The organism is Nonomuraea sp. 3N208 (assembly GCF_052245935.1).
Classification (GTDB): Bacteria; Actinomycetota; Actinomycetes; order Streptosporangiales; family Streptosporangiaceae; genus Nonomuraea.
The window spans coordinates 100,611-127,128 of sequence record NZ_JBQQBR010000004.1 but is presented as its reverse complement, the minus strand read 5'-3'; the positions used below and the strand labels follow the sequence as shown (position 1 = coordinate 127,128).

Annotated in this window: 27 protein-coding genes and 1 pseudogene; 13 read left to right on the top strand and 15 right to left on the bottom strand. The window is 68.0% G+C overall.

The features are described from left to right. Positions 1-200 precede the first annotated feature (200 nt). Both ACTWPT_RS06985 and ACTWPT_RS06980 read right to left on the bottom strand, forming a co-directional pair. Positions 201-1,274, bottom strand: coding sequence for a serine/threonine protein phosphatase (locus ACTWPT_RS06985; RefSeq protein WP_443176410.1), 1,074 nt, complete (start codon positions 1,272-1,274; stop codon positions 201-203). A gap of 96 nt (positions 1,275-1,370) precedes the next feature. Further along, on the bottom strand, positions 1,371-1,496 hold the full coding sequence (locus ACTWPT_RS06980; protein WP_443176409.1) for a hypothetical protein: 126 nt from the start codon (positions 1,494-1,496) through the stop codon (positions 1,371-1,373). A 360-nt stretch (positions 1,497-1,856) separates the two neighbouring features. Here ACTWPT_RS06980 and ACTWPT_RS06975 point away from each other — a divergent pair, with 360 nt between their 5' ends. Continuing rightward, on the top strand, positions 1,857-2,471 hold the full coding sequence (locus tag ACTWPT_RS06975; RefSeq protein WP_443176408.1) for a hypothetical protein: 615 nt from the start codon (positions 1,857-1,859) through the stop codon (positions 2,469-2,471). Between the two features lie 223 nt (positions 2,472-2,694). Here the strand turns inward: ACTWPT_RS06975 and ACTWPT_RS06970 are convergent, their stop codons facing one another. Both ACTWPT_RS06970 and ACTWPT_RS06965 read right to left on the bottom strand, forming a co-directional pair. Then, positions 2,695-3,045 (bottom strand): ArsR/SmtB family transcription factor, encoded by a 351-nt coding sequence (locus ACTWPT_RS06970; protein WP_443176407.1) that lies wholly within the window; start codon positions 3,043-3,045, stop codon positions 2,695-2,697. Positions 3,046-3,136: 91 nt separating this feature from the next. Beyond that, the gene (locus ACTWPT_RS06965; protein ID WP_443176406.1) at positions 3,137-4,039 is read right to left on the bottom strand and encodes a cation diffusion facilitator family transporter; all 903 of its coding nucleotides are present in this window, start codon (positions 4,037-4,039) and stop codon (positions 3,137-3,139) included. 280 nt (positions 4,040-4,319) lie between these two features. Between ACTWPT_RS06965 and ACTWPT_RS06960 the strand changes: the two genes are divergently transcribed. The 4 genes from ACTWPT_RS06960 (at position 4,320) to ACTWPT_RS06945 (ending at position 7,517) form a co-directional block, all read left to right on the top strand. Next, positions 4,320-4,667, top strand: coding sequence for an ArsR/SmtB family transcription factor (locus ACTWPT_RS06960; protein WP_443176405.1), 348 nt, complete (start codon positions 4,320-4,322; stop codon positions 4,665-4,667). Positions 4,668-4,967: 300 nt separating this feature from the next. Then, on the top strand, positions 4,968-6,020 hold the full coding sequence (locus tag ACTWPT_RS06955) for an energy-coupling factor ABC transporter permease (RefSeq protein ID WP_443176404.1): 1,053 nt from the start codon (positions 4,968-4,970) through the stop codon (positions 6,018-6,020). A gap of 4 nt (positions 6,021-6,024) precedes the next feature. Continuing rightward, positions 6,025-6,783 (top strand): cobalt ECF transporter T component CbiQ, encoded by a 759-nt coding sequence (cbiQ, locus tag ACTWPT_RS06950; protein ID WP_443176403.1) that lies wholly within the window; start codon positions 6,025-6,027, stop codon positions 6,781-6,783. After that, entirely contained in the window at positions 6,777-7,517 is a 741-nt protein-coding gene (locus ACTWPT_RS06945; RefSeq protein WP_443176402.1) for an energy-coupling factor ABC transporter ATP-binding protein, read from the top strand. Before cbiQ ends, ACTWPT_RS06945 begins: the two co-directional genes overlap by 7 nt. A gap of 231 nt (positions 7,518-7,748) precedes the next feature. Here the strand turns inward: ACTWPT_RS06945 and ACTWPT_RS06940 are convergent, their stop codons facing one another. Further along, a complete protein-coding gene (locus ACTWPT_RS06940; protein WP_443176401.1) occupies positions 7,749-8,618 on the bottom strand; it encodes an SDR family oxidoreductase in 870 nt (289 codons plus the stop codon). 58 nt (positions 8,619-8,676) lie between these two features. Between ACTWPT_RS06940 and ACTWPT_RS06935 the strand changes: the two genes are divergently transcribed. Further along, a complete protein-coding gene (locus tag ACTWPT_RS06935; protein WP_443176400.1) occupies positions 8,677-9,039 on the top strand; it encodes a winged helix-turn-helix transcriptional regulator in 363 nt (120 codons plus the stop codon). 259 nt (positions 9,040-9,298) lie between these two features. Here the strand turns inward: ACTWPT_RS06935 and ACTWPT_RS06930 are convergent, their stop codons facing one another. Beyond that, positions 9,299-10,264 (bottom strand): phage baseplate protein, encoded by a 966-nt coding sequence (locus tag ACTWPT_RS06930; RefSeq protein ID WP_443176399.1) that lies wholly within the window; start codon positions 10,262-10,264, stop codon positions 9,299-9,301. A 306-nt stretch (positions 10,265-10,570) separates the two neighbouring features. On the opposite strand from ACTWPT_RS06930, the gene ACTWPT_RS06925 reads away from it, so the two are divergent. Next, positions 10,571-10,870 carry a hypothetical protein gene (locus tag ACTWPT_RS06925; protein WP_443176398.1) on the top strand — a complete coding sequence of 100 codons (300 nt, stop codon included), beginning with the start codon at positions 10,571-10,573 and terminating at the stop codon, positions 10,868-10,870. Between the two features lie 76 nt (positions 10,871-10,946). On the opposite strand, the gene hisG is transcribed toward ACTWPT_RS06925, so the two are convergent. Beyond that, positions 10,947-11,792, bottom strand: coding sequence for an ATP phosphoribosyltransferase (gene hisG / locus ACTWPT_RS06920; protein ID WP_443176397.1), 846 nt, complete (start codon positions 11,790-11,792; stop codon positions 10,947-10,949). Between hisG and ACTWPT_RS06915 the strand changes: the two are divergent. Continuing rightward, positions 11,791-12,195, top strand: a pseudogene (locus ACTWPT_RS06915) (hypothetical protein); the annotation flags it as partial. The gene hisG and the pseudogene ACTWPT_RS06915 sit on opposite strands and share 2 nt — an antisense overlap. Before the next feature lie 111 nt (positions 12,196-12,306). Here the strand turns inward: ACTWPT_RS06915 and ACTWPT_RS06910 are convergent. Both ACTWPT_RS06910 and ACTWPT_RS06905 read right to left on the bottom strand, forming a co-directional pair. Further along, a complete protein-coding gene (locus ACTWPT_RS06910) occupies positions 12,307-12,987 on the bottom strand; it encodes a response regulator (protein WP_443176396.1) in 681 nt (226 codons plus the stop codon). Then, positions 12,984-14,171: a sensor histidine kinase gene (locus ACTWPT_RS06905; RefSeq protein ID WP_443176395.1), complete on the bottom strand. Its 1,188-nt coding sequence runs from the start codon at positions 14,169-14,171 to the stop codon at positions 12,984-12,986. Before ACTWPT_RS06905 ends, ACTWPT_RS06910 begins: the two co-directional genes overlap by 4 nt. A gap of 162 nt (positions 14,172-14,333) precedes the next feature. On the opposite strand from ACTWPT_RS06905, the gene ACTWPT_RS06900 reads away from it, so the two are divergent. The 3 genes from ACTWPT_RS06900 to ACTWPT_RS06890 are packed head-to-tail and all read left to right on the top strand — an operon-like array spanning position 14,334 to position 17,616. Further along, positions 14,334-14,471, top strand: a complete 138-nt coding sequence (locus ACTWPT_RS06900) for a hypothetical protein (RefSeq protein WP_443176394.1) — start codon at positions 14,334-14,336, stop codon at positions 14,469-14,471. Positions 14,472-14,488: 17 nt separating this feature from the next. Further along, complete coding sequence (locus ACTWPT_RS06895; protein ID WP_443176393.1) at positions 14,489-15,184, top strand: ABC transporter ATP-binding protein; 696 nt, start codon at positions 14,489-14,491, stop codon at positions 15,182-15,184. Beyond that, on the top strand, positions 15,181-17,616 hold the full coding sequence (locus ACTWPT_RS06890) for an FtsX-like permease family protein (protein ID WP_443176392.1): 2,436 nt from the start codon (positions 15,181-15,183) through the stop codon (positions 17,614-17,616). Before ACTWPT_RS06895 ends, ACTWPT_RS06890 begins: the two co-directional genes overlap by 4 nt. Before the next feature lie 10 nt (positions 17,617-17,626). Here the strand turns inward: ACTWPT_RS06890 and ACTWPT_RS06885 are convergent, their stop codons facing one another. Continuing rightward, on the bottom strand, positions 17,627-17,947 hold the full coding sequence (locus ACTWPT_RS06885; RefSeq protein WP_443176391.1) for a hypothetical protein: 321 nt from the start codon (positions 17,945-17,947) through the stop codon (positions 17,627-17,629). Positions 17,948-18,581: 634 nt separating this feature from the next. On the opposite strand from ACTWPT_RS06885, the gene ACTWPT_RS06880 reads away from it, so the two are divergent. Next, on the top strand, positions 18,582-19,517 hold the full coding sequence (locus tag ACTWPT_RS06880; RefSeq protein WP_443176390.1) for an alpha/beta fold hydrolase: 936 nt from the start codon (positions 18,582-18,584) through the stop codon (positions 19,515-19,517). Positions 19,518-20,340: 823 nt separating this feature from the next. Here ACTWPT_RS06880 and ACTWPT_RS06875 read toward each other — a convergent pair. From ACTWPT_RS06875 to ACTWPT_RS06855, 5 genes are all read right to left on the bottom strand, one after another. After that, a complete protein-coding gene (locus ACTWPT_RS06875) occupies positions 20,341-21,447 on the bottom strand; it encodes an ABC transporter substrate-binding protein (protein ID WP_443176658.1) in 1,107 nt (368 codons plus the stop codon). Between the two features lie 138 nt (positions 21,448-21,585). Continuing rightward, complete coding sequence (locus ACTWPT_RS06870; protein ID WP_443176657.1) at positions 21,586-21,786, bottom strand: transposase family protein; 201 nt, start codon at positions 21,784-21,786, stop codon at positions 21,586-21,588. Between the two features lie 1,139 nt (positions 21,787-22,925). After that, entirely contained in the window at positions 22,926-23,843 is a 918-nt protein-coding gene (locus tag ACTWPT_RS06865; RefSeq protein WP_443176389.1) for an endonuclease/exonuclease/phosphatase family protein, read from the bottom strand. 48 nt (positions 23,844-23,891) lie between these two features. Next, positions 23,892-24,152 carry a hypothetical protein gene (locus ACTWPT_RS06860; protein ID WP_443176388.1) on the bottom strand — a complete coding sequence of 87 codons (261 nt, stop codon included), beginning with the start codon at positions 24,150-24,152 and terminating at the stop codon, positions 23,892-23,894. Then, a complete protein-coding gene (locus ACTWPT_RS06855; protein ID WP_443176656.1) occupies positions 24,149-24,688 on the bottom strand; it encodes a substrate-binding domain-containing protein in 540 nt (179 codons plus the stop codon). Before ACTWPT_RS06855 ends, ACTWPT_RS06860 begins: the two co-directional genes overlap by 4 nt. Positions 24,689-25,083: 395 nt before the next feature. Here ACTWPT_RS06855 and ACTWPT_RS06850 point away from each other — a divergent pair, with 395 nt between their 5' ends. Further along, positions 25,084-26,448 carry an ankyrin repeat domain-containing protein gene (locus tag ACTWPT_RS06850; RefSeq protein WP_443176387.1) on the top strand — a complete coding sequence of 455 codons (1,365 nt, stop codon included), beginning with the start codon at positions 25,084-25,086 and terminating at the stop codon, positions 26,446-26,448. Positions 26,449-26,518 lie beyond the last annotated feature (70 nt).

The window sequence follows — 26,518 nt, the reverse complement described above, 5'->3', positions numbered from 1 at the left end:
TTGGAACCACCACATAAGTGACCGGGGTCACTCAAACTTCGCTGACACTGCTCAACCTGTGCGCGGACGTTCAAGATGGTGATGCAGGCGTCATTCAGGATGGGGATGTGAGGGAGCGAGAAGACCCCGGCAACATGACCTCCGGGGTCTTGATGTGCAGCATGTCGGCTTGGTGTTCGTGCTGCCGTGTCTGATGGGGATCAGCGCATTGCACTCATGGCGCGTTCGATCTTCTCGCTCGGATACGGCGTTGTCCTGCTGGTGCCGTACAGGTCCCAGTAGAAGTCGTTTATGGCCGCCGCCACGGGTGCGTACCGGCGGATCACTGCGGCTACAGTCGGCGGAGCACCAGCGGGGTCCGCGCCGTCCGCGCACGCGCGGATGTACTCGTTGCGTTGTCCCGGTATGCCGTTCTGCGGCACCTTCACCCCACAGACATTGGTGACGAGCCAGTTGACCAGCCGCATCAGCGCGTACCCGATGTCGTGGGTCCTGTTGCGCTCCAGGAATTCGATCTCCTGCTTGGACAGGTCGAACCGAGTGGAGGTCGCCAGTCCGAGGTCGGCGATGTACAGGCGTTCACCATCGGTGAGGATGTTGCCGAAGTGGCCGTCGAAGTGCATCAACTCCTGGCCGTTCATGAAGGCCACGTCGGTGAGCAGGCACGACTCGACCATGGCGCTTGCGTCAATCGCTGCGTCCTGGCCGGCGGTGAGCTGAGCGGCGAGCCAGTTGTCGAGGTTGTAGGGGATGAACTCCTGAAACAGCACGATGCTGGCCGAGGCGCGGGCAAGGGCGTGGAGACGATCCCGTACCGCTGATGATCCATCCCAGTACTGCACGACCGCCTCGACGTCGGAGTGCTCATCGGTGGGTGGCGGCGCTCCCGGCAGCACCCGCCAGTGATACAGCAGCGGAAAGGCCGCACTGCGCCCGGCCAGGACCCAGTTGGTCGTCATGACGCCGGCCGCGAGTTCACGCCAGGCGCCGAAGCCCGGCCCGGCGAGAGCGGTGAGTCCGTACTGGCAGAACGGAGGCACCCCGAACAGGTTCGCGGTGGACATTACGTTGCCCGCGCGGCGCTCCACGTCGGTCAGTGGTACTCGCTTGGCGAAGACCGGCACGCCATCGATGGCTAACAACGCCGAGCTACCGCCTATCCCTGAGCCCAGAATCTGCGCCTGCTCCAGTGACTCGCCGAGCTGCCGGTCGCTGTGCAACGCCAACGCGCTCGCGACATCGCTGTATCGGTGGACACGCTCACTTTGAGACATGTCCAACCGTGTGTCTTGCAGTTCCAATGGCAGGCACCCCTCTGATCAACTTCGCGTGTTAGACGCTACACCCGTCGGGGATGGGCCTTTCCGGGTTCATTCCGCGGCGATGACCTCGTTGACGGAGGCGCGGGCGGCGGACTCATCGACGATGGTCTTGTCAGCGATGAAGGTCGCCAGCAGGGCCTGGACGGCGATGCGCTGATCCAGCGCGGCCAGCACGCCGAGCTTGATACCGACCTGCCGCCGGCCGAGGACCTTGTCACCGCGATGGCCACCCAGGCCGAGGACGCACTGACCCGAGCGGGACGCCGCTGACCCACCAACTGTCAGCGCCGTTCCGGCTCGTTCGTCACGTGCCGCGGTGAAACTACCGAGCCAAGAGCAGTCACTCGGGCCGTTGAGGCCCGTTTATGATCGTTTGCTGCCCTGCTGCCAGCCGATGCATGCACCAGGAGCCGACGCTGCGCGGTGCCCCTACCTACTCGGCGGCGCCCATACGTGCGGGCTGCCGCGTAACAGCATGCAAGCTCATCGCCTTTCGAACGGCGACCGAGGGTGCCTGCCGTTGGCCAACGTGTCATGACCGCCACGGACGTGTCGGGTGGGGAGAGGGGCCAACAGGTCTTCGAGGAAGACTGCGATCCGTGGGCAGGCTCCGGGGCCCACCACGCCGCCGGAGCCGTTCGGAGTCGGGATGACCGTCGGCATGATGCTGTACCAATCGTTCCGGCGGGCCTGCTCATCTGGATCGTGGTCGGGATCGTCGAGGTTGTCACTCCGGAGTTGAGGGCGGGATTCGGTCACAGCGGCACGCCTGGCACCGCCACCGTCGTGTCCTGCGAGGCCCACACCGTGGGGAGCGGATGGTCGAGGCGCACGCAGTATGACTGCGAGTCGCGGTTCGTGTTCGACGACCGGTCGAAGCAGCCGATCGTCATTGACACTGTCCCGGAGGTGGAAGTGGGTGAGGTCTTCCCTGCCGTACTGACTCTCGAGGGGGACCGGGTACTGCCCACGGGGGAACGCGGCGTGTGGAGGGCGATCCTGGTGCCCAGCGGCATCGCGTCCGGGCTGGCCGTCGTGGTGTTCTTCGGCGCTCTCATGACGGGTTCCAGGAAGGCGATCATCTGGACGGGCGCGTTGGGGAGCCTCTTTCTCGTCGGGTTGATCGTCGCCATCGTCGTCGGAACGTGAGCATGGGAGTTCCGCGCCAGGACCGCGTAAGGCGGCCGGGGCGCCGCCGCCCACGTTGAGGAGTTGCGGGCATCTTCAGCGTTGTGCGGACGACCATGAGGCCCGGCAGGGTGGCCAGATGCGGTTTGGGGATGCCGCCCAGGCCGGTGACGAGCTGGGTGAGGGTGCGATCCGCTGGTCGATGGCGAACTGCGGCGCGGCTCGGGGGTCGGCGAGGTGCCGCTCAGTCATGCGGCGGCAGTGACCCGATCTGGTGGTCGGCGACGTTGAGCGACTCCTCGACCAGCCGGCGGAGGTGTCCATGGTGGAGGGAGTACACGACGTGGCGCCCGTCCTTGCGGGCGGTCACCAGGCCGGCGAGCCGGAGCTTGGCCAGGTGCTGGCTGACGGAGGGGCGAGAGGCTCCGATGGCCTCGGTGAGGGTGGTGACATCGGCTTCGCCGAGGCTCAACTGGTTCAGCAGCGCCAATCGTGTGCGATCGGCGAGGAGGGCCAGAACGGACGCGGCGACTTCGAACCGCTCACCCCTCTGCTGGGAGGTCAGCGCATCTGCGTGGGCCGCGCTCATGCTCATGACCACATCGTAGAGCCGCGTCGGCGTCCGGCGGCTGCAGCGCGGGAGAGCGGTCGAAGGCGTATGTCAAAGGAGGGTGATCTGCTCGCGGCTACCGGTGGATGACCAGGGCGGCGTGGTGATCGGTGCCTTCCGGCCCGTCGGGATCGGCGTGCACTGTGGCGGCTTGCAGACGCGGTAGGTCGTGGATGAGCCGGTGCTCGGCCTCGACTGCTACGGCATGCGCCTCGACCAGGGAGAGCTCATGGCTCACCACGATGTCGACCTCGGCGCGAAGGGAGTGGCCGATCCAGCGCATGCGCAGGGAGCCGACGCCGCGCACGCCGGGGGTCTCGGCGACGATCTGCTCGGCCTTGGCGATCAGCGCGGGGTCGACGGCGTCCATCAGCCGGTGGTAGACCTCGCGGGCGGCGTCACGCAGCACGTAGAGAATCGCGATGGTGATGAGCAGGCCGATGATCGGGTCGGCGTACGGCCAGCCGGCCCATACTCCGGCCGCTCCGAGCAGCACGGCCAGTGAGGTGAAGCCGTCGGTACGGGCGTGCAGGCCGTCGGCGACCAGCGCCGCGGAGCCGATCTCGCGGCCGACCTTGATGCGGTAGCGGGCCACCAGTTCGTTGCCGAGGAAGCCGATCACGCCTGCGGCGGCGACCCAGCCGAGCGCCTCCACGTTTTGTGGGTTGATCAGGCGCTTGACGGCCTCGTACCCGGCCAGGCCCGCCGAGGCGGCGATGATGAGCACGATGATGATGCCGGCCAGGTCCTCGGCTCTGCCGTACCCGTAGGTGAACCGGCGCGAAGCCATTCGCCGGCCCACCGTGAAGGCAATCGCCAGTGGCACCGCGGTCAGGGCGTCGGCGAAGTTGTGGAGGGTGTCACCGAGCAGGGCCACAGATCCCGACACCGTGAAGATCGCTACTTGGGCGAGAGCAGTGACGGTGAGCACGGCGAAGGAGATGGCCAGGGTGCGCATGCCGCGGCGGCTGGTCTCCATTGCTTGATCTGTCCGGGCTGCCGCGTCGTGACTGTGTGGCGTCACCACATGACGGAGCCGTTCCCCTAGGGTGCGGCTGGGGGATCCGTGGTCATGCTCGTCGTGGCCATGTCCGTGGCCATGTCCGTGGCTGTGGTCTTGCTCATGGGAGGGTCCTGGGCGGCTGTGCACGCTCATCTGCTGCTCCTCGTCCTGTCTCATGGAGCGCGGGTGACAGAACGGTTATCCCCTTAGATATGTATTCGTATGCGCACGCAAGCACATGTTAGGTGCGTCGACCATGCAGCAGCACAATGGCGGCCAACCGACCGGCACCCCGCCGACCGACGCTCAGGTGGAGGTGGCGGTCGCGGCGTTCCGGATGCTCTCCGATGCCACCAGGTTGCGCTTGCTGTGGGCCCTGGCTCATGGTGAGCACGACGTGGGCAACCTCGTCACGGTGGTGGGAGCGGCACGGCCTGCCGTGTCCCAGCATCTGGCCAAGCTGCGGCTGGCTGGGCTGGTGGCCTGTCGCCGGGAGGGGAGGCGGGTTCTCTACCGAGCCCGCGACGCCCACATTCGAGCGCTGATCGCCGAGGCGGTCCATCATGCCGATCACGAGGTATCGAGGATCCCGCGACACGAGTGATCCGGCTGGGCTCAAGACGGGTCCCGGGCTCGTGAGCACCGTGTCGATCATCAAAGACAATCCCAAGTCGACGCTCGGATTCAGCGTGGTCCGCCGTGAGATGGGTCGTGGTCATCGCATGCATGACATATTCGCGAGTGCATACGTCTTTACGGGTCGGCCCGCCAGTGGCGCTGATCCGTCCACAGTTCCGGTGATCACTGCCCCCGGGTGAGCTCGGCCCGAATCCTGCGCTGCTACGGCGGCGAGGAGTGCCCGCTGCGAAGTCAATCGCTTGGGAAGCAATTCCGGGAGGATCTCGTGCACGTACCCGACGGCTTCTTCACCGTCCCGATGTCCGTTGCCGCGGGCGCCGTGGCCGCCAGTGGCGTCGCCTATTCCCTGCGCAAGGCGAAAGGGGAACTGGACGACCGGATGGCTCCGCTGGCCGGGCTGGTGGCCGCCTTCGTCTTCGCCGTCCAGATGCTGAACTTTCCCGTCGGCGCCGGGACGAGCGGCCACCTGATCGGAGGTGCTCTGGCGGCGATCCTCGTCGGACCTTATACAGGTGTCCTGTGCATCGCTGTGGTGGTCGCGGTGCAGGCCTTGTTCTTCGCCGATGGAGGGCTGACGGCCCTGGGCGTCAACATCTGCCTGATGGGGCTGGTGACCGTCCTGACGGGGTACGGGGTCTTCCGCGCAGTCGGCAAGCTGGCACCGCGCAACCGTACCGGCGTCGTCGTCGCGTCCTTCGTCGGAGCCATGGTGTCGGTCCCGATGTCCGCCCTGGTCTTCACGGGACTGTATGCCATCGGCGGGACGTCCTCGATCGATCCCGTCACGGTCGCCGCGGCCATGGGCGGGGTTCACGTGGTCATCGGCTTGGGTGAAGGCGCGATCACGGCCTTGACCGTCAGTACCGTGCTGGCCGTACGGCCCGACCTGGTCTACGGCGCGCGCAGCCTGGTCAGGCCCGCGATGCTGCGCACCGCCTCCGGTGAACTGGTTCCTGCTCGGCCTGCGGAGGGAGGCCATCGCGCGGCCCCGCGACTTCGGCCGTTCCTCTTCGGCGGGGTTGCCGCCGCCGTCGTGCTCGCGGGACTGGTGAGCTTCTACGCCTCGGCCAACCCTGACGGCCTCGAGCGCGTGGCAACCGACCTCGGATTCCAGTCTCAGGCGCAAGACCATCCGCTGGGAGACTCGGCGTTGGCCGACTACACCCTCAAGGGCGTCGAAGACGAGCGGTTGTCAACAGGACTGGCCGGCGCGCTCGGTGTGGGGGTCTCCCTGGCCGTGGGCGGTGGTGTGGCCTGGGCGCTGCGACGCAGAGCCCGCCGCCGGTCAGCCGCCGAGCCACTGACGCCGGAATCGTGAATCCATGGCCGCCGGACACAGCCCTCACCTGTATGTCCATGCCGACACGTCTGTGCACCGGCTCCCACCGCAGTGCAAGCTCCTGTCACTGATCGCGTTCATCCTGATCGTCGTGGCCACCGATCGGGAACGGTTCTGGGCGTTCGCCCTCTACCTCGCACTGCTCGGCGTGGTCGCCGTGGCAGCCCGCATCCCCCTGAAGCTCCTGCTGCGGCGGATGGTCGTCGAGGTGCCGTTCGTGATCTTCGCGGTCGCGCTCCCGTTCCTGTCCCAGGGCGAGCGCATGACCGTCTTCGGCCTGTCGATGAGCGCCGACGGGTTGCTCGCCGCGTGGAACATCCTGGCCAAGGCGACCCTCGGAGTGATCGCGAGCATCCTGCTGGCCGCCACCACCGAGCCGAGGACCCTGCTGCTCGGCGCCCAGCGGCTGCGGCTTCCGCAGTTGCTGGTGCAGATCGCCTCCTTCATGCTGCGCTACGTCGAGGTGATCCTCGACGAGATGCGCCGGATGCGCATAGCGCGGGAGTCCCGCGCGTTCGTGGCACGCGACCTCCGGCACCTGCCCGTCGTGGCACGCTCTGCGGGAGCCCTGTTCATCCGCTCCTATGAGCGTGGCGAACGCGTGCACCTGGCCATGCTCAGCCGCGGCTACACGGGAACCATGCCCATCATCCACGACGTGCGCGGCTCCGCCTCGCAGTGGGCGCTGGCCGCCACCCTGCCCGCCGCCGCGATCACGATACTCATCGGAGGACTGTGGTGAACTCTCTGCTGGTCGAAGGGCTGATGCACGCCTACCCCGACGGCACCCAGGCCCTGTTCGGCGTGGACTTGTCGATCGACCGGGGCGAACGTGTCGCGCTGCTCGGGCCTAACGGCGCGGGCAAGACCACCCTGGTCATGCACCTCAACGGCATCCTCACGCCCAGCCTGGGGACGGTCTCCGTCGGCGGGCTGCCCGTGGCCCGCGACAACCTGAAGGAGATCCGGCGCCGTGTCGGCCTGGTCTTCCAGGATCCCGACGACCAGCTGTTCATGCCGACGGTCCGCGAGGACGTCGCCTTCGGCCCCGCCAACCTCGGCATCCGAGGCGAAGAGCTGGAACGGCGGATCTGCGAGGCGCTGGAGCGAGTCGGAATGCTCAACATGATCGACCGACCACCACACCATCTGTCCGGCGGACAGCGCCGCCGGGTCGCCGTCGCGACCGTGCTGGCCATGGAACCCGAGATCCTGGTCCTCGACGAGCCCTCCTCGAACCTGGACCCGGCCGCGCGCCGAGAACTGGCCGACATCCTGCGCGGGCTCGATGTCACCATCCTCATGGTCACCCACGACCTGCCGTACGCCCTGGAACTGTGCGAGCGGTCCCTCATCCTGTCCGGCGGGACCATCGTCGCGGACGGCCCCACAGCCGCGATCCTCGCCGACCCCGAACTCCTGGGCCGCCACCGGCTGGAGCTCCCGTACGGCTTCTCGGTTGAAATGCCCACGTGAGGTGCGATTCCAGGAGACCAGTTCCCTATTGGATAGGCGTGTTGTTCCCGTTCGGTAGAGGAGCTGATGTGGCGGACTGGCGGGTGTTCTGGGTGCCCCGAGACGCGGCGCGCGGTGGTGTTCGGCGGGCGGTTCTGGAGGGGGAGGACCTCGCGGCCAAGCGACCTCTGGAAGGTATGCCGGGGTCATGACGTCGCCCACTGTCGCGGAGTCGTGTCGCCGCCGTCGTCGTCAGGAGCGCCAGTCCTGGCGTGTGGCCCACTCGTGCAAGGTCGTCGTCCCGGTCCTGATCAGCGCGGGGTCGGGGGTAGGAGGCGGCGGCGTACCCGGCGGGGGAGGAGTGTAGGCGGCGGCAACGCCCGCGGCGGCCTCGGGGCCGAGGTGCGGGGCCAGCATCCGCTCGTACTCCTGGGGTTCGACGGTCCGCCACCGCAGCTTGTGCCCCAGCGCGGCGGCGAGCTCCGCGGCGGCCCGGTCGCCGGTGAGTGCTTGAGGGCCGGACACGATGCGCAGCGGCGGCGGGGCGGGGTCGGTGACGAGCTCGACGATGGCGGCGGCCAAGTCGTCGAGCGCGAGCCACGGCACCGGCAGCTCCGCGGGCAGCGGGTAGGCGATCTCCCCCGCGGCCACGAGCGGGAGCGACCAGGGGCCGGCCAGGTTCTCCATGTACGTGAACGCCGGCCCCACCACCGCGGCGACGTCCACGACGCTCGGCAGCTCGGCGGCCAGCAGCGCCCGGGCGTCGACGAAGGGCACCCCCGTGGGCTCGGTGACCGGGGGGCCGCCGGTGTTGAACACCGCCCTCGGTACCCCCGCACCCTTGAGCGCGCCGAGCACCGCCTCGGCCTGCGGCACCGCCGCGTCGGCGGCGAACACCAGCGGCAGCTGCACGATGACCGCATCGGCCCCGGCGTAGGCGTCGGCCAGGGAGGCGGGAACGGACAGGTCGGCGAAGACCGGTTCGGCGCCGGCGGGCAGGCCGGACGCGGAGTTACGGCGGACGACGGCGCGGACGTGGTGGCCCGCGGCGAGGAGAGGGCGGACCACAGGGCTGCCCTGGATGCCGGTCGCTCCATGGACGACAACGGTTGATCTACTCATGGATCGGCACATTAGTTTCTAAAATGAAGTAGTACCTAGGATGAAATATTGTTTCCATATGGAAACCAATGGAGTGGACCTCGTCGACCGGTTGAAGTCGGTGTGCCCGCGAGGGTGCGGCGTCGAGCGGACGCTCAAGGTGCTCGACGGCAAATGGACGACACTGATCATCCGGGAGCTGCTGGACGGCCCCAAGCGGTTTGGGGAGCTGCGGTCCGCGCTGGGCGAGCCCAGTGCCAAGACGCTCACCGACCGGCTGCGCGCCCTGGAGAACCAGAGGATCCTCACTCGTACGGTGCACGCGGAGGTGCCGCCCCGGGTCGTCTACGAGCTCACCGAGCAGGGCCAGAGCCTCAGCGGGATCCTCTACGCCATGCTCGTGTGGGGGGAGGAGCACCCGCTCGACGAGGAGGATTCCTGACGGAGAGGGGTCCGGCGAGCATCTCCAGGATCAGGCCGCCGAAGGCGAACGCGTTGTCGCCTGCCCAGTCGGCGAAGGTGCGCGCGGGCCGATCCAGCAGGTCTTCCACGCTGCTGGTGGTGAGGCCTGGGCGGTTGGCGTAGTCGGCCAGGGAGCCGAGCAGGCGGGCGGGTACCACCTCGGGCAGTATTCCACGGTGGTGGCCGACAGCAGCACCGCGCGCTGTACCTGGAGCCATGGCCGAGTCGAAGTTCGCGTATCAGACGAACTCGCTCTTGTAGAAGACGGTGGCCTGCCGTACCCCACCGGTGTTCGAATGGAACCCGAAGGCCAGCCGCGGGCCGGTGGAGTGCATCCAGATGGCCATGCCCTGCGGCTCCCGGCCCGGAAGAGATGCACCCGTCGTGGTCTCCCACTTGTTGACCACGGTCGACTGGCCGGTGTCGTTGAGGTCGATGACGGTGATGTACGACGGCCCGTTTGCCCTGCCCTCAAGCAGGTACGCGTAGCGGCCGTAGGCCGTGTAACCCTGGAACGGGTTGCTCTCTCCCCAGGATCCACGCGAGGGCAGGGCGCGTTCGACCAGGCGGTTATCGACGCCAAGCCGGCCCGCGCGGGCGTCGCTGAGGTTGAAGGCAACGATGCGCGGCAGGTCGGCGCCGGTCTTGTAGCGCACTAACAGCCGGCCGGTCGAGGGGTCGATCGCTGGTTGAGGATTGACCATCGTGTCGCCGATGGAGGGCGTGCGGTCCTGGATTGCGCTGCTGGTCTTCTCCAGAACCCCGCCGTTGACGAACTTGAATCGCCCGATCTTAGTGCCGAATCCGCTGGCGCTCGCCTGCCACTCGGTCCACAGGTATACGGCTCCGTCGTACGGCTCTGCCGCGATCGCCACGCCGTGGCCGAAGCCGTGGAGCTTCATTGAGCCCAGAATCTTCCCCTCCTCATCCGTCTTGGTGATCCAGAGGTCGCCTGTATTCGAACCCGACTCCACCTGGGCGAAGTAGATGTGCTGGTGCGCGTTGTCGTACGCGAAGGACTGCAGCACCCAGTTGTGGCCGAGTGACTTCTTCAGGATCGGATTGCCGCCGTCCCCCGGCAGATCGAAGCGGGCGGAGTCCGGAACGTCTGCATGCGCCGGACGGGTTCCGAGGAAGGCCCCAGCCGTGATCCCGCAGCCCGCAACTAAGAGGCTCCGGCGGTTGAGGAAAGGGGGCTTGCGCATTGGTTGTCTCCGTGTGTGGTCGTGGAGCTCTTGACCGAAAACGTTCTAGCAGGCCCCGGTGTGTTCCGGGTATGTGCGCTCTCAGCCGGTGGGGCCTAGCGCGGTGCCGTCAGCGTCTTTGACGTACCAGAGGTAATCGCCGACAGATTCGGCACGGTTATGACCGCCGGGTCGCCGAGCTGCGCGAACAGCACACCACCACCGTCCCGTTCCGGCGCACCGCGGCGACGACCACACCGGCCGCCGCAGGCCGACCTACGACTGGTTCGCCCGCCACGCCCGAGCCCGCCCCGGCTCGGCCTGGTCATGCTCGGCGGATCCGCCGCATGGGGCGCCCCGCTCGCGCTGTTCGGCATGTCGCCCCACCCGTGGGCCGGACTGGCCTTCCTCGTCCTGATCGGCGCGGCCGACACCGTCTCCGTGGTGTCCCGGAGCACCATCGTCCAGATGCACACCCCGAGCGAACTGCTCGGCCGTGTCAGCGCTGCTGAACAAATCGTCGGACAAGCCGGCCCTGACATCGGCAACATGCGCGGGTTTCCGGGGAAGCACCTCATACGCCCTGTACTCCAGCGGCACCGTATCGAGAAGCCAGGCCACCGCTGACGACTCCCACTCGGGGTCGCTTGGTGAGCGAACCTCTTCTGTCCAGGAGGCCAGTGCATCCGCCCGGTGATCTGTGTCAGAGGCGGCAGGCGTAGATGCCGGTGACCAGGATGGCCCGTGCACCGACCTCCCACAGCCGGTCCATGATCTGCTGGTGACCCTCCCGGGGGATCATGACGCGGACAGCGACCCAGCCGTTCCTGTGCAGCGCCGACACCGTGGGTGCCTCCATGCCGGACGTGATCGCGATCGCCTCCTCGACACGCTCCTGTGCGATGTCGTACTCCATGGTCACGAAGTCACGCGCGACCAGGACACCGTTGAGCCGCCCGATGAGCTGGCGTAGCCCGTTCTCCACCGGTGCCCCGAGCCGCTTGATCAGCACGGCCTCCGACCGCATGACCGGGTCACCGAAGACCTCCAGCCCGACCTCGCGCAGACGAGCCGCACTCTCGACGACGTCGGCCACGGCGTCGGCAACGTCCAGCCGGATCGCGGTCTCCACTGAACCGTCCAGCTTGATGATGCGGGCATCGACCCCGATGTCGGCCAGGTGCTTCTCGACCACCCCCGCATAGGCGGTGGCCACGCGAAGGCCCGTCAGGTCCTCTGGGCTTCGGCAGCGCCCCGGCGGTGCCGCGAGGTACAGGGCTGAACGACCGAAACCAAGGCCGGTGATCTCCTCAGCCCGCGCCCCGGAGTCGACCAGCATGTCCCGTCCGGTGATCCCGGCATCCAGCATGCCCTCACCGACATAGACGGCGATGTCCCGGGGGCGCAGGAAGAACAGCTCGCAGGAGTTGTCAGGATCGACGACCAGCAGTTCCTTGCTGTCCTTTCGCCGGCGGTAGCCAGCCTCCGCCAGCATCAGCTGGGCGCCGTCAGTGAGCCCGCCCTTGTTGGGGACGCCGAGTCGCAGCATGGCTCACGACCCTCTCTGGGCGGCGTCCACCGGAGCAGCCGATCGCTCTTGCCGCCGGTCGGCACCCGAACTGTTGTCACGTGCATACATGCATACGTTTCTCCCGTCAGCAGGTCATAGCCCGCAAGCCGGGAGCCCGTGTCTGGCCGAAGGCACTCCCGCACTTTGCCATCGCACGAGATACTCGCCGGTCAGACTTCTTGTGCAACCACAGTTATCGGCCCGGGCACGAGACCTGGAAGCCATGCTCGGCGGGCGCACCCTCAACCTGCTGCGCAGCGACGTCGAAGCAGTCCTGTACGAGGCCATACGCGACCAGGTCGAGATCCGTTTCGACGCTGAACTCCAGGCTGTTGAGCAGGACGGGGCACGCGTCCGTGCCGTCTTCGGTGACGGCACGGTCGAGAGGGGCGATCTGCTTGTCGGCGCAGACGGCCGCCACTCGAAAGTTCGCTCGCTCCTGTTCGGCCAGAGGCGACCTTCCGCCGCGCCCGACCGCGCGGCCAACGCATGCTCACTCGGGTCGTGGATGGCCTTCGATGCGGCGCGGGCGGTTGATGCCGGTCTCGTAGGCGAAGATCACTGCTTGGACCCGGTCGCGCAGGCCGAGCTTCATCAGGATGCGCTTGACGTGAGTCCGGATCGTCGACTCCTCGACGACGAGCACGGCCGCGATCTCGCGGTTGGACAGGCCGCGGGCGACCAGTTCGAGCGTTTCCCGTTCACGGGGCGTGAGCGCCTCCAGCTTCGCCTGGTCGGCGAGGTTGGGGGTGGGCTGCTGGGCCAGCCGGTAGATCACGCGGCGGGTGACCGATGGCGACAGCAGCGAGTCGCCGGATGCGACGGCGTGTACCGCCGCGATCAGCTCCTCGGGGCGGGCACGTTTGAGCAGGAATCCGGAGGCGCCGGCGCGCAAGGCGTCGAAGATGTAGTCATCCTGCTCGAACGTCGTCAGGATGAGGATCTTCACCTCCGGGGCGGTCTGGGAGAGCTGCTTGGTGGCGGCGATCCCGTCGAGGTCCGGCATGCGTACGTCCATGAGGACGACCTCAGGCGCGAGCATGCGGGCCTTGGCGACGGCTTCCCGCCCGGTCGCGGCCTGTCCGGCGATCTCGATGCCGGGGTCGGCGGTGAGCAGCTCGATCAGCCCGGCCCGCATCAGGTGGTCGTCATCGGCGATCAGGACGCGCGTCATGCCGGCACGTTCCCATAGGGAAGCCGGGCGTGGACCCGGAAGACGCCGTCCGCTCGTCCCGCGTCGAGACTGCCACCGGCCAGGGCGGCGCGCTCGCGCATGCCGATCAGCCCGTGCCCGCCGTCTCGCCGGGGCGTGCCGGCGCGCGTGGGGTTCGTGACGGTGAGCTCGAATTCCGTGCCGGTGAAGTCGAGTTCGATTCGTGTGTTTCCGGTGCCGTGGCGGGCAGCGTTCGCGAGTGCCTGCTGGAGGATGCGGTAGGCGGCCTGGTCGGCGACGCTGCCGAGCGGCTGGGTCGAGCCCTTGATGTCGAGCTCCGCCCGCAGCCCTGCCGCGGTGTGGTGGGTGATCAAGGAGTCGAGTGAGGCCAGGCCGAGCGGGGTGGCCATGTCCGGTTCGTCCTCACGCAGGGAGGCGACGAGCTGATCGATCTCCGCGACTGTGTGCCTGGCCAGGTCTTCGACCGCCTGCAAGGCCTGGAGCGAGTGGTCGTCGTCCGTGTGGTGGCGCAGCCGGGCGGCACCGGCGCGAACGGCGATGAGGCTGATCGCGTGGCCGGCCGAATCGTGCAGGTCGCGGGCGATGCGGGCGCGTTCCTCCACGATGGCGAGGCGCCGCTCCCGTTCGGCTTCTCTCGCGGCGCGCAGGCGTTCCCGTTCGGCCTCGCGCTCGGCGTCCACGGCCCGCCGTTGCAGCTCGGCCACCTGCTCCCGCCGCAGCCGCGTCCTCTCACCGGCGAACCACGCCACCGCCCACGGCAGGGCGGTGTGAACCAGCCCCACCCCAGGAAAAGCCTCTTGCGCGTACGCCGCCGCGCCCAGGTAGGCCATGAGCAGCCCGGCCACCACAGCTGCGGTGCGTGCCGTCCACACGGTGTTGGCGGCGAGCAGGTAGAGGGCGGCGATGGGCCCGAGCACGAGATCGGCCGCGTAGCCGAACCCGGCCAGGAGCACGCTGGCCCCAGCCGTCACCGCGAAGACGGTCAGTGGAAAACGCCGCCAGACCACGAACGGCGCCGCCGAGCAGGCCGCGAGCACCACGCCCAGCGCATCGAGCCCCTGGGTGCTCGTCCGGATGGGAGTGGGCCCGCCGTGGGCGAGCAGCGCGAGCGAGACGACGAACACGGCGGCGGCGAACGCGGTGTCGAGGAGGGCCCGGGAGCGGGCTGTGACCGTCGATGACATGGCACGGCCAAGGGTAATGCCGGTGCTTCCCGTCTGGCGTCCCCCTGAGAGGGGAGCCTCGTCCACGCAATGTGGACAGGAGAGGTCATCTCCTAGGGCGTTTCGGCACCACCCCCGGTGTTCGTAGCTTGGCGGCCATCAACCGAGGAAGGGACGCAGCACATGGCCGGGACCCGTGATGGCATCCCCCGCTGGATGAAGGTGGCGGGGATCGTGGCAGCCGTCCTGATTCTGTTGTTCGTCGTCATGATGCTCGTCGTCGGTGGCGGCCTCGGCCACACCATCCCCAGTCACGGATGAACCGGAGGTGTCTCATCGTGGGGTTTGCCATCCAGGTCAGCGACGTCGTCAAGACCTATCCACTCGGCGCTGACGAGGTCGTCGCCGTCGACCATCTCGATCTGGGCATCGAGGAGGGTGAGTTCGTCGCGGTCGTGGGCCGCTCGGGCAGCGGGAAGACGACGCTGCTGAACCTGCTCGCCGGCATCGACCGCCCCACCTCGGGGAGCGTGGTCGCGGCGGGCGCCGATCTGGGGTCGCTGTCGGAGTCGGGGCTGGCGGCGTGGCGGGGGCGCAATGTCGGGCTGGTGTTCCAGTTCTTCCAGCTTCTCCCCACGTTGACGGTGGCCGAGAACGTGATGCTCCCGATGGACTTCGCCGCCAAGATCCCGGCCGTACGGCGGCGTGACCGGGCCCGCGAGCTGCTGGAGCGCGTGGGCATCGGGGACCAGGCCGACAAGCTCCCGGCCATGTTGTCGGGCGGGCAGCAGCAGCGCGCGGCGATCGCCAGGGGGCTGGCCAACGACCCGCCGCTGCTGCTGGCCGATGAGCCGACGGGCAACCTCGACTCGCACACTGCTGATGCCGTGTTGGAGGTGTTCGCGGACCTGAATGCCGAGGGGCGGACCATCGTGGTGGTCACGCATGAACGCGACATCCGCTCCATCGTCAAGCGGGAGATCACCCTGGTGGACGGCCGCGTTGTGGCCGACGAGAGCGTGGTGGCACGATGAGCGGGCTGATGGCGGTCAAGCTGCGCAGGGATCTGCGGGCGTCATGGTCCAGGTTCGTGCTGATGGTGGTGGCGCTGGCGGTCAGCCTGACGGTGTTCGGCGGGCTGCTGTCGGCGTGGGCCTCGATCGGCAGGGAGACGAGCGGCGCGTACATGAGCACCGAGCCGGCCTCGGCCACCATCGTGCTCGACCAGGGCATCGACCCCGCGAGAATGGCCGCGCTCGCTGAGGAGGCACGCCAGAGGCCGGGAGTATCGGAGGCGACCGGGCGCACCCAGTTCGATGCCGCGGTCGCGGTCAGCGGCCGGACGCTGAGCGTGCCGCTGCAGGTGTTCGTGGCGGCGGAGGACGACCCGATGCGGATGGCCAGGTTCGATGTGAAGGGCGCATGGCCACCGGCACCAGGCGAGATCCTCATCGGCGAGGACTCGCTGGGCTTGCTGGGCGTGGCACCCGGTGACAACCTGACCGTCAGGCCTCCAGGCACAGAGCCGCTCCAACTCCGGGCATCAGGCACCGTGTACGACCCCAGCCTGGCCCCGTCGCCCCAGGAGCAGCGCGGGCACGCCTACTTGTCAGCGACTTCGCTCCGGTCTGTTCTGCTCGACCAGCTCAAGATCCAGGTCGCCGAGCCTGGACAACGGACACCCACACGGGACCGCGCCACAGTTGTGAAGGTCGCGGGTGAGGTCGGCGCATGGCTGCAGCGCGACAAGAGGTTGGCGGTCGCCGAGATCCAGGCGCCCACCCCCTACGCCCATCCCCACCAGTGGCAGGCCGACGTCCTGCTGCTGTCGCTCATGGCCGGTGGGGCTGCCGCGCTGCTGCTCAGCACGATCCTCGTCGCGAACATGCTCAACAACCTCTTCACCCAGCAGATCCCGCAGATCGGCATCATGAAGGCGATCGGCGCGAGCTCAGGGCGCGTCGTACGCCTCTACCTGGCGATGATCCTGCTCGTGGCCACGGCGGCGACCGCGCTCGCCCTCGTCCCCGCCACCCTGATCGGACGCTCCCTGCTCGGGATCCTGCTGGAGATCCTCGGCATCCAGCCCGCCGATCTCGCCGCCCCCTGGTGGGCGTACGTGGTGATCATCGTCGCCGGGCTCGGCCTGCCGCCCCTGATGGCACTGGCACCGCTGATCAGGGCGAGCCGTATCACCGTACGGGCGGCCATCGACCACCACGGCGGCTCGAAGCCGAGCGCGGCCACCGGCGTCGTGGCCCGCCTGAGCCGCATGCCGCGCTTGGACCGCGGCCTGCTCATGGCGCTGCGCAACACGGTTCGGCGTCCCGCCCGGTTCTGGCTCTCGGTCGGCATGCTAGCCAGTGCGGGCGCGGTGTTCGTCGCGGGCATGTCACTCAACGCCGGCACCCAAGCGGTGGAGGACCAACGCCGGCAGCAGCGCTACTGGGACGTCGAAGGCCAACTGGACGCCCCAGCCCGCGAGGACGCGGTCACCCGCGCCGTACGCAACGTGCCGGGTGTCACCCGCGTCGAGACATGGCAGCGCGCGCAGATCGGCATCGCCGGGCCGGGAACGCTGCCCTTCACCCGCACCTACCCTGACCAGGGACATGGCAGCGTCTCCGTCAACACCGTGCCCGCCGACCCTGTGTCCTCGCCCCCTAAGCTGCTGCAAGGCCGCTGGCTGAACCCGGGGGAGACCGGAGCGGTCGTGCTCAGCCAGATCGTCCGCGACAACACCGTGCCGGGGCTCGGCCCAGGCGACACCGTGCGGCTGTTCATCGACGGCAAGCCCAGCACCTGGCGGATCGCCGGGGTCGTCGAGGAGAGAGAAGGCGCCGGCGGGGGCGCGTACACCACCGCCGCAGGCTTCGCCGCCGCCACCGGGCAGCCACCACTCGTCAACCAGCTCCGCGTCATCACCACCACCCACGACGAGCAGACCCGCGAAGCGGTCGCCGCCGCCGTCGACCGGGCGCTCACCGGTACGGGGATCGATGTGGGCACAGCCGCCTCGGTCAGCCGAACCAACGCCGCCTCCGCCGGCCACATGGGGCCCGTTCTTCTGGTCCTGCTCGGTATCGCACTCCCACTCGGCGTGGTCGGCGTCATCGGACTGGCCTCCACCATGAGCGCCAATATCCTCGACCGCACTCGCGAGTTCGGCGTCATGCACGCGATCGGCGCACGACCCAAGACCGTACGCCGGATCGTCGTCGCGGAAGGCGTCCTGCTCGCACTGGCGGGGTGCGTGGTCGCGGTCCTCCCGGCGCTAGTGCTCACCGCCGTCCTCGGCACCGGACTGGGCAACCTGTTCACCAAGGCACCGCTGCCCTTCCGCGTCTCGCTGCCGGCGGCCGGCGTCTGGGTCGTCCTGTCCGTCCTGGGCGCGATCCTGGCCACCGAGGCAGCCGCCGGCCGAGCCTCGCGCATCACCGTCCGCGAGGCCCTTTCGTACCTGTGAGGCGGGCTCGTCAACCGGTGGTCTCGGCGCTCCCCCCGCTGCGTCTGGTCTGGACCCAGACACCCCCTCCCGCCTGCACCGGAGCGCCGGTGCGGTTGTCGACCAGGACGGTGTGCTGGTCGCCGTTGACGGACAGCGACACCCGGCTGGTGGGCGGGGCCTCGGCGGGTACCTCTGTGGCGGCCGCGGAGGTCCCCGGGGCGAGGCCTGCGGTCGCGGCTGCGTCACCGACAGCGGTGGTGGTCGCGATGAACGTGCGCCGGGACAGTGCGGTCGCGGTCCCCTCAGACCGCAAAGGATCGGTGCGGACCGGACCCAGCCGGACGGACAAGAAACGTTGGGCTCCCGTTGTTTCCGCAGATCGCCGTCGCCGACCGGCTCACCGGCGACACCTCAGCCAGCGTGTCCCTGTAGGCCTCGCCCTCTCACTGACCGGGGCGAGGCCTTCGCACGTCCGCCACCTCCTCCTCGATGGCGCCTTCATGGGACACCACGAACCTTGGGCACCATGCGTAACAGCATGTAGAAGATGCGTCGCCCTCGGTCCTGTGTCCCCGCGCCTGACGGTGATTCGGGGTGGCCTCCAGGGTGGGCGCGCCCGGGAGGAGGCCGAAATTTGACCGACAGTCTCCGACCCAAAGGTAAAAATTTCGGTCTGTCGCTATGCCATGACTCGCACGGCCCGTTAACGTTGTCGAAACTTTGGTGCGCTTATGACCGAAGTAGGGAGGGATGGGCGAACGCCCGCCACGATGTTGAACGTTCTGTCGTTGTCCTCAGTGGCATCTGCTGTCACCCCCATTACCCGTCTCGGGGCCGATGTGCTCCGGGCGGGGACGCAGGTCGTCGGGAAGGTCTGCGACTGGGCAGGCGGACTGCCGGCTGCGGTGCTGGCGATGCCCGCACCGCTGGTCAACCGTGGCAGGGCCATTCCGCCTGCGGTTCCCTCCGCTATGGGGTCCTTTGTGGAAGCACGCCCGCTGGGTCTGGCCCCGATGACCGTGGCGTACGAGCGGTGCGGAGCCGGTGAGCCGGTGGTCTTGCTGCATGGCCTCGGGTCGAACCGGCAGGCGTGGGACGCGGTCGTGCCGTTGCTGACGGCCGGGCGTGACGTGATCACGGTAGATCTGCCGGGCTTTGGCGAGTCCCCCGATCTGCTCGACGGCCGGCCCCGCGACTTGGCCACTGTGGTGGCTGGGCTGGGCGCGGTGTTCACCGCGCTCGGGCTGGAGCGGCCGCACGTGGTGGGGCATTCCCTGGGTGGGCTGATCGCGTTGCGGCTGGGCCAGGCCGGTCTCGCCCGCAGCGTGACCGCGGTGGCCCCGGCCGGATTCTGGAGCCATACTGAGCGGTGGTACGCCTTTGCCGTACTGAACGCGGCCCGTCAGATCGCGCGCCTGCCGGAGCCGATCACGGCATGGCTCTCGCAGACGATCCTGGGGCACGCGGCCTTGACCGGCACCCTGTACATGCGCGCTGACCAGTCCGCGACGGAGGCAGTGGCGGCGTCGCTGCGTGCACTACGCCAGGCGGTCGCGTTCCAAGCCACCATGCGCGCCGGGCGCGCACGGGACCTGTTCGTCGGGGACATCCCCGACCTCCCGGTGACCATCGCCTGGGGCACAGCCGACCGTGTCCTGCCGGCGCGCCAGGCGGCACGTGCGGCAGCCATGATCCCCATGATGCGGATGGTGTGGCTGCCTGGATGCAGCCATGTGCCGATGAACGACGCCCCCCAACTGGTCGCGCAGGTCATCCTGCAAGCCACCGCCCCAAGCTCCACCGCCGAGCGGCGTGTCGTGAACTCCAGGCAGGAGATTGCCATCCCTCGCCAGTCGACGGGCCGTGCCTCATCGGCACGCCACGGACGTTCCGCGGTTGATCAGCCACACGGATCATGAATCTGTGGCGTTACCTGTTAAAACGCGGATATAGGGCGATGGGGTGGCCGATGCCGCGTTCGGCTCGCGACGCTGCAGGATGCCGAAGGCATGTCGCGTTCTCCGACGCCGGCAACCTCGCGCTACCGGTGCAGGTCATGTGAGTAATCCTGCCAGCATCGGGAGAGCCCCTGACGCTGTTGCTCGGACATGTGTGGACCGACGATCGTCAGGCCGCGGGGTTCACCCGCATGGAGGATGCCCGGCCTGGTTCCAGGGCTCGCGGGGCGCCAGGTTCGGCGTCCCAGGCCTCCTCCTCGGTCTCCCGGCCGAGGTCGGATCCGTCATAAGGTCGGAGGCGACCGAAGGAAATGGGTACCTCGTCCTCGACAGCCCGCAGCAACCCGGCCATTCCGCCTCTCCGTCGTGATCATGCACGTATGGCTCGAGACCCTAGCTGCCACGGGCGACAATCGGGAGCTATCGCGGCCGGCGGCATCCCGCTGGACACACAACACCCGGCAAGGGCTCGCCCTGGCGTCTGACCTGCCTGCGATGGGCTCGACACCTACTGGCCCACCGCCACAATTCAAGTGGAATGACTCCGGAGGAAGCGGATGGACGCCCGCCGGAAGCTGTGATCCCTTGCCGATCGTGATGTGCGTAAGGCGACGTTAACGCCCGTTCATGGCACTCTGCCCTGGTCCTATACCGGGAGGGGGCCCCAAGGTGAGCCTCGAACACAAGTCGGTGGCGGTCTCCGGGTTGATACTGGCGAGCTCGCCTATTCAACTGTCGCGAGTTATCGGCAACATGGAGCTCGATGGTGACCGTCCGTGCTCTCTCAGCTGGCGTGAAGGATCCGAAAGCGATCGGGTTCCGCCGGATCTCGATCAACGACTTGGATTGGCGCCCAAGCCCATTGCCAAACGCTGATGTCTGGCGTGCGGGAGAACTGGATCTGCCCGCGGGTGCCTTCGACTGCAACGCGCGGCCAGGATTCGGCAGTGCGCGCCCGGTCCGCGCCGTGAGAACGCAGCACATCGGCGAGGACGGCGACCGTGTCGTAGCCCTCGAAGGCGACGAAGGAGGGCGCTTCGGCCAGCCGCTCGCGGAGGGCCGTCTCGACTCGTGCACCGAGTGGGCTGAGGCGCTCGGGCAGGTAGCGCAAGAACGGGATCGCGGCGCTGTCGTCGCCCAGCAACGTCGCCCATTCGGCGAACTCCGGTTGCCCGGCCGGAGCACCAATCATGATCTCGGCGAGGCGCCGGTCGTGGCGGACAGACTTGATGATCGACACTGCCGGCTCCGGGTGGCCGACCAGAAGAAGGAGGGCCGTCGCGCGATTGTCGACGAGTTCGTCGCACACGGCCGAGGGGGCGAGCGCGCGCAAGTCGACTTCGATGACGGTGCCGCCGCGTGGAGCGAGGTAGTCCCGCAGAATGCGGGCCCCAGATGCCCAGTAGACACTCGACTCGGCTGCTACGGCGATTCGACTGTGGCCCGCGCTGAGGAGGAAGTCTGCGTAGATCTGCCAGCCGCGGGACTGCGCCGGGGCGAGGCGCGCGACCCATTCCGTTGGCTGTTCGGTGAGCGCGTCGAGAACCGCTGACGAGCAGAGGAACGGCAGGCCGAGGGCGTCGGCCCTGGCGGCCGCGGCGCGAGCGACGACGCTGTGATACTCCCCCGCCAAGGCAGCCACGCCCAGGCGAGCCAATTCATCGACGGCCGCCGCGGCCCTCTGTGGATCAGCCGCGGTGTCTCGGACCACCAGCTCGAGTGGTCGTCCGACGATCCCGCCGGCGTCATTGACGTCGCGAACGGCCAGCTCGAGTCCAGCGAGCAAGTGTTGGCCTGCCTCGACCCAGCCAGGCCGAGTCAGCGGAACGAGAGCGCCGATCTGGACGGATGATCCGTCAGTCCGCTCCGCTCCAGGTGGCGATGGTGGCATATTCATGCGTTGGCGTCTCCCGTGTGGCGATTCGGTTGCAGTATGCCCCGGTCGCAGATTGGCAACGGCCTCGGTACTGGTGAGATCGCCTAGTCAACTGTCACGAGTGTCGACAACGTCAAGTTCAATGAGGTGACCTCAGCGAATAGCCGGTAGATGGTTGTGCTCAAAATGAGTGAGAACAAGCGCCGCGCGGGCGATGTCGCCGATTCTGCCTGGACTGAGAGTGACGTGCTGAAGAGTCCGCCAACGGCCTTTGAGCAGGGCGAATCCGCGCTCGCCGAGACAGCGCAGAGCTCGTAGGAGCCGGTTGTAGGTGCGGTTGTCGGGGCTGAGGATCTGGTTGGCGGTGATCGCGGCCGAGCTTGCAGATGTCGTTCTCGCCGCGGAACCGGCACAGCACCATGACCGCCTGCCAGAACAGGGTCAAGGCCTGGCTGCCCTTGGGCGTTCCACGCAGCGAGGCCCTCCTGACGTGGGCCTCGATCACGCTGATGACAAGCCGTTTGATCAGGAGGAATGCGCAATCGGGGGTAATGTGCACAAGGTGTCCGCCAGCGCCAGGTCCACGTCCTGGCGACGGAGTTCGGCGGCCAGGCCGGCCATCCACGCTGTGCCAACGAGGCCGCCCGGGCCGAGCACGACAGCCGTTCCGACGGAAGGATCAAGGTGTGATGTCATGGCCGACAGTCTGGTACCTCAAGGACACTTGAGGTCAAGCCGATCGGTGCGTACGCAATACGTCTACCTTGGGCTCATCCCACCGGCGCTTGCGTCATGAGACACGCACGCATGCGAACAGTGTCGCGAGGAGATCAACTCAGAGGTGAACGGCGACACCACGAGCTTGGGACGATGATCGCGCGCAAAAGGGCATACGTCCTTCGGCGAGAAGCCGCAGGTCACAGGCCAAAATGCCTGGTGGAGAAGTGTGCCCTCGGCAGGTATCCCCCCAACTTGGCTGCCACTCGCCCGGACAGCAGACCCGACGAGGGAGTGGAACGGGAGGTGTGACTCCTAAGGCGGTGATTGGGAGTCAGGGCCCCAGAACGACGGTCGCCTCGGCGCCGACGGCCCGCCCAATCATTTCCGAGCGGCCCGTGGTGCTCGCCTTGCCATCGACGTCCACGTCCGTGCCTCGAACGCCGCCACCCTCGGGGAGGTCCAGGCCAAGTACCAAGGTGTCGAAGAAGAAGGCGATATCGTCGGGGAACCGTCATCGACCAGCGACTTGCGCCGCGCCGCGCCGCGTCAGCGTCAGCGTCGTGAGGACATCCAGGTCCTGCGCAGGGAGCCAACGACGCGTGTTGATCGTGTGGAAGAGTCCAGGCGTATTGACAGGGAAGCCGCGGACATGAAGCGAGAGCGACCGCTGATCGCTGCGAAGTGCGACGAATTGTTTCCGCCTTCCCGTTCTGAGTTCCGTGTCCGTAACCGCGCATGCCACCTGATCCTTGGATAAGGCACCACATTCGGGACTAGAGGCGGATGTTGGCGGCGATCGGTAGGTGGTCGCTGCCTGTCCTGGGCAGCGATTGGAGCTCGGTCACCGTCATCGCGCGGGTCAGAATCTGGTCGATGCGCGCCAGCGGGGCGCGGGCCGGCCAGCTGAAGGCGAAATCGGGAGGTGGGGCAGTCATCAGCGAGAGGACCGGGCGCAACCCGCGGTCGTCGACGGTGCTGTTGAGGTCGCCGAGCAGAAGGATGCGGTCGATTGGTTCAGCAGCCAGCGCCGCGCCGAGCCGGCGGGCGCTCTCGTCCCGGCGTACGGAGTCGAATCCGCCCAGACCGATTCGCACCGAGGGCAGGTGAGCGACATAGATCGCGATGCCGCCGTGCGGGGTACGGGCGACCGCGCGCAGCCCGCGGTTCCAGTTCGGGCCGACGTCGTGCGGGCGGATGTCCACCGGGGCCGCCTCGGCGAGGGGGTGGCGGGACCAGAGGCCGACAGTGCCTTGCACGGTCCGATACGGATACTCGGCGCGCAGCGCGGCGTCCCAGGTCGGCAGGGCTGCTGGTTCGAGCTCCTCCAGGCCGATCAGGTCCGGCCGGGTCGCGATCAGCTCGCTCGCTGTGCTGGCCGGGTCGGTGTTCTCGTCACTGACGTTGTGTTGCACGGCGACCAGGTGATGTGGCTGCTCCTCTTGGGGCAACACGTACCCGCCGAACTGGACAAGCCAGGCGGCGGTCGGCAGCAGCGCGGCCAGCGCACTCACCGCGGAGCGTCGCCACCAGGCCGAGCCGAGCAGCACGAGAACGACCAGCGCGAACCACGGCAGGAACGTCTCGACCAGGCTGCCGAGGTGGCCGATCCCATTCGGCACGGTCCGAGGGAAGGCCATGACAGTGGCGGTCATCGCCGCGAGTGCGAGCAGGACGACACGGAAGGTCGGCACGGCGCGATCTTCGCAGGCTTCCGCCACTTCCGGTATCGCCTACGTCATTCATGCGCGAACGATGATGCTCAGAGGCCATAGCCGTTCGGGGCGGTAGATGTCAGGAGCGAATCGATGAGGCGCCCCCGCAGGCAGACCCGCCAGACGCCCCGCCGTGACGTCGTCAGGGAACCGGCGCACGCCGCCGTGCCGCTCGGCATTCGTGAGGTACGGCTCGGATACCCGGGCGGCGTCCAGCTTCCCTTTCACGAGCAGGCGTTCCTTCTCAGGGAAGGGCGCCTCCACGAAGGACACGTCCCGCGGCTTCATGTCGGCATCCGCGAGCATCGCGGTGGTGGGAGCGTGCCGAGCGAATGGAGGGTGTTGGCAGCGATCTTCTCACCCTTGAGATCCCCAACGGACTGGATCTTCGAGTCCTTCTGGACCAGGAGGCCGAAGGCGCCCGGGCCTGCTGCGGACAGCGCGCCGACGACCTTGAGCGGCGTGTTGATCTTTTCGGCGGCCTGGCATTCGGCCCCGGCCTTAGCGCCTTGCGTAGCGCAAGTCGTATACCGCGACAGGCGGGAGCGCATGACCCCGCCCAAAGAAGCCCAGTTGATGCTGGTGACGATCGCGCGATTAGCCGAAGAGCAGGAGTCGATGAGCGCCTCGAAGGCCGCATTTGCGATCTCCGTTGCGGGTGGGGTCGCCGTCGTCGGCTCCGGGTCGGTCGACTCGGGTTCGCCGTTGGAGCACATGATGAAGGACAGCCGTTCGGGGATCGGTCCGCCGAGGGCACGGGCCTCGTGCATCGCGCCGAGTGTGGCCTCCCAGTTGTAGCCGATGACGGCCGTCATCGTCGGGATGGCCTCCAGGAGTTCGCGCAGCGCTGCTCAATGTTCGCGGCACAGGACAGTGATCCTCAGAATCCTCGGGGGTGCAGGCGCTGTGCCTGCTAACACAGTTGAGGGCGCACAGCACGCCTCGACGCCGAGGACTGCCGTACCGCTTGAGCAGCCAAGAGCGCGGGCTCTGGAACTCCTCCTTCCGGGCCGTCGGATTCTCCTGACCCGGAAAACTCTTCGACGCTTCCTAACGGTTGCCTCCATGCAGAGCCGATCACTACTCTGAAAGGAGCGTGCGAGGGCGCTGCCAGTCCGCGGGCAGGGATTTTCCCACCTCGAGCAGCACGTCAACGCACCGGACAAGACCAACCTCTTTCCGGCCGGGCAAGCGGACCTCGGCGACGAAGGAGGTTGCGATGTCCGATCGTCATTTCGAGCTGCCGGCCCATCCGAACCTGGAGTACTACCGCAAGCAGGCCAAGCACCTGCATCACGCGTACGCGGCGGGCGATGCGGCAGCCGAAGCCCGGGTTGCCGACGTGCTGAGCGATCGAGCCGCCGAGCGGTTCCTGCTCAGCGACGCCCAGTTCGTGCTCGCTCAGGAACACGGATTCCGGACCTGGCCCGAGTTTCGCGCCCACGTCGAAAGCCGCAGCACCACCGAAGAACGGCCGGTCTCCCGCCTCATGGGAGTCAGGCCGGGCATCTACGCCTCGATGGCCGACGCCCTCCTCGTCGAGCTGCGCCGCGACGATCCCGGCGCGCTGCAACGGTTGCGGGCCTACGTGCCCCGGCACGCCACCGCGACCTCCGCGGCGACCGCCGAGCTTCGCGACGCGCGGCTGATCATCGCGCGGGAGCTCGGCTTCCCGACCTGGCAGGAGCTCGTGTCGTTCACCGAGAAATCCCGGCGCGATCTCGACGAACGTCGGGAGAAGCGGCGGCAGCTGCACCGCGAGGCCGAAGCCCTGCTGGCCGGCGATACCGATCGGCTGGCCGGTCTGACCGCCGAGCAGGCCGACACCCTGCTGCACATGCTCGCGGGCTTCGAGACGATCCCCGGTGTCCGGCTCGAGAAGGAGCTCGGAGTGCCGCGCGCCGCAGTCGATGTCCTGCTCGGCAAGGCCACCAACCTGGATCTCCCGCTCACCTGGGCTGCCCGCTTCAACCGGGTCGAATACGTGCGGCTGCTGCTCGACGCCGGCGCCGACCCTGGCATCCGGAAATGGGGCATCACCCCGCTGGAGAACGCCATCTACCACGACAACACGGAGGTCGTCGACCTGCTCGCCGAGCACGGAATCGCCCCGCGGGCGCTCTGGACGTATGCCGCCTGCGGCCGGCTGGATCTCGTGCAGGCCTGTTTCGACGCGGACGGCAGCCTCCGGCCGGACGCCGCGTCGGCGCGCCCCGACCTCGCCGACACCGGCGCAGGCCTTCCGTCTCGGCTGCCGGCGACCGATGATCCGGAGGAGATCGTGGGGGAGGCGTTCGTCCATGCCTGCCAGCACGGCCGGATCGAGGTCGTGCGCTGGTTCCTCGACCGCGGCGTCCATCCCGACGTCGCGCCCTACCTCGGACGCACCGGCCTGCACTGGGCAATCCCGGGCGGTCGTCTCCAAGTGATCCGCCTACTCCTGGAGCGCGGTGCCGACCCATCCATCCGCGACGATCTCCTCCAAACCGACGCCGACGGTTGGCTGCACATAGCCTTCGCCGCTCGCCCGCACGATCCCGTGACTCAGCAGCTCCACGATCTGATCGAGTCTCGATCGCGCTGAGTTACTGCTGCGGGTCCGGGCTGCCCACCGCACGTATCGCCCTAGCTCTCTTCCTCTTCGAGCCCACGCA

Bases quoted from the DNA above. Each gene is read 5' to 3' on its own strand.
- ACTWPT_RS06985 (WP_443176410.1), bottom strand. From the start codon at position 1,274: ATGTCTCAAAGTGAGCGTGTCCACCGATACAGCGATGTCGCGAGCGCG.
- ACTWPT_RS06975 (WP_443176408.1), top strand. From the start codon at position 1,857: ATGACCGCCACGGACGTGTCGGGTGGGGAGAGGGGCCAACAGGTCTTC.
- ACTWPT_RS06970 (WP_443176407.1), bottom strand. From the start codon at position 3,045: ATGAGCATGAGCGCGGCCCACGCAGATGCGCTGACCTCCCAGCAGAGG.
- ACTWPT_RS06965 (WP_443176406.1), bottom strand. From the start codon at position 4,039: ATGGAGACCAGCCGCCGCGGCATGCGCACCCTGGCCATCTCCTTCGCC.
- ACTWPT_RS06960 (WP_443176405.1), top strand. From the start codon at position 4,320: ATGCAGCAGCACAATGGCGGCCAACCGACCGGCACCCCGCCGACCGAC.
- cbiQ (WP_443176403.1), top strand. From the start codon at position 6,025: ATGGCCGCCGGACACAGCCCTCACCTGTATGTCCATGCCGACACGTCT.
- ACTWPT_RS06940 (WP_443176401.1), bottom strand. From the start codon at position 8,618: ATGAGTAGATCAACCGTTGTCGTCCATGGAGCGACCGGCATCCAGGGC.
- ACTWPT_RS06935 (WP_443176400.1), top strand. From the start codon at position 8,677: ATGGAAACCAATGGAGTGGACCTCGTCGACCGGTTGAAGTCGGTGTGC.
- ACTWPT_RS06930 (WP_443176399.1), bottom strand. From the start codon at position 10,264: ATGCGCAAGCCCCCTTTCCTCAACCGCCGGAGCCTCTTAGTTGCGGGC.
- ACTWPT_RS06925 (WP_443176398.1), top strand. From the start codon at position 10,571: ATGCTCGGCGGATCCGCCGCATGGGGCGCCCCGCTCGCGCTGTTCGGC.
- hisG (WP_443176397.1), bottom strand. From the start codon at position 11,792: ATGCTGCGACTCGGCGTCCCCAACAAGGGCGGGCTCACTGACGGCGCC.
- ACTWPT_RS06910 (WP_443176396.1), bottom strand. From the start codon at position 12,987: ATGACGCGCGTCCTGATCGCCGATGACGACCACCTGATGCGGGCCGGG.
- ACTWPT_RS06905 (WP_443176395.1), bottom strand. From the start codon at position 14,171: ATGTCATCGACGGTCACAGCCCGCTCCCGGGCCCTCCTCGACACCGCG.
- ACTWPT_RS06900 (WP_443176394.1), top strand. From the start codon at position 14,334: ATGGCCGGGACCCGTGATGGCATCCCCCGCTGGATGAAGGTGGCGGGG.
- ACTWPT_RS06890 (WP_443176392.1), top strand. From the start codon at position 15,181: ATGAGCGGGCTGATGGCGGTCAAGCTGCGCAGGGATCTGCGGGCGTCA.
- ACTWPT_RS06875 (WP_443176658.1), bottom strand. From the start codon at position 21,447: ATGCCACCATCGCCACCTGGAGCGGAGCGGACTGACGGATCATCCGTC.
- ACTWPT_RS06860 (WP_443176388.1), bottom strand. From the start codon at position 24,152: ATGAAGCCGCGGGACGTGTCCTTCGTGGAGGCGCCCTTCCCTGAGAAG.
- ACTWPT_RS06850 (WP_443176387.1), top strand. From the start codon at position 25,084: ATGTCCGATCGTCATTTCGAGCTGCCGGCCCATCCGAACCTGGAGTAC.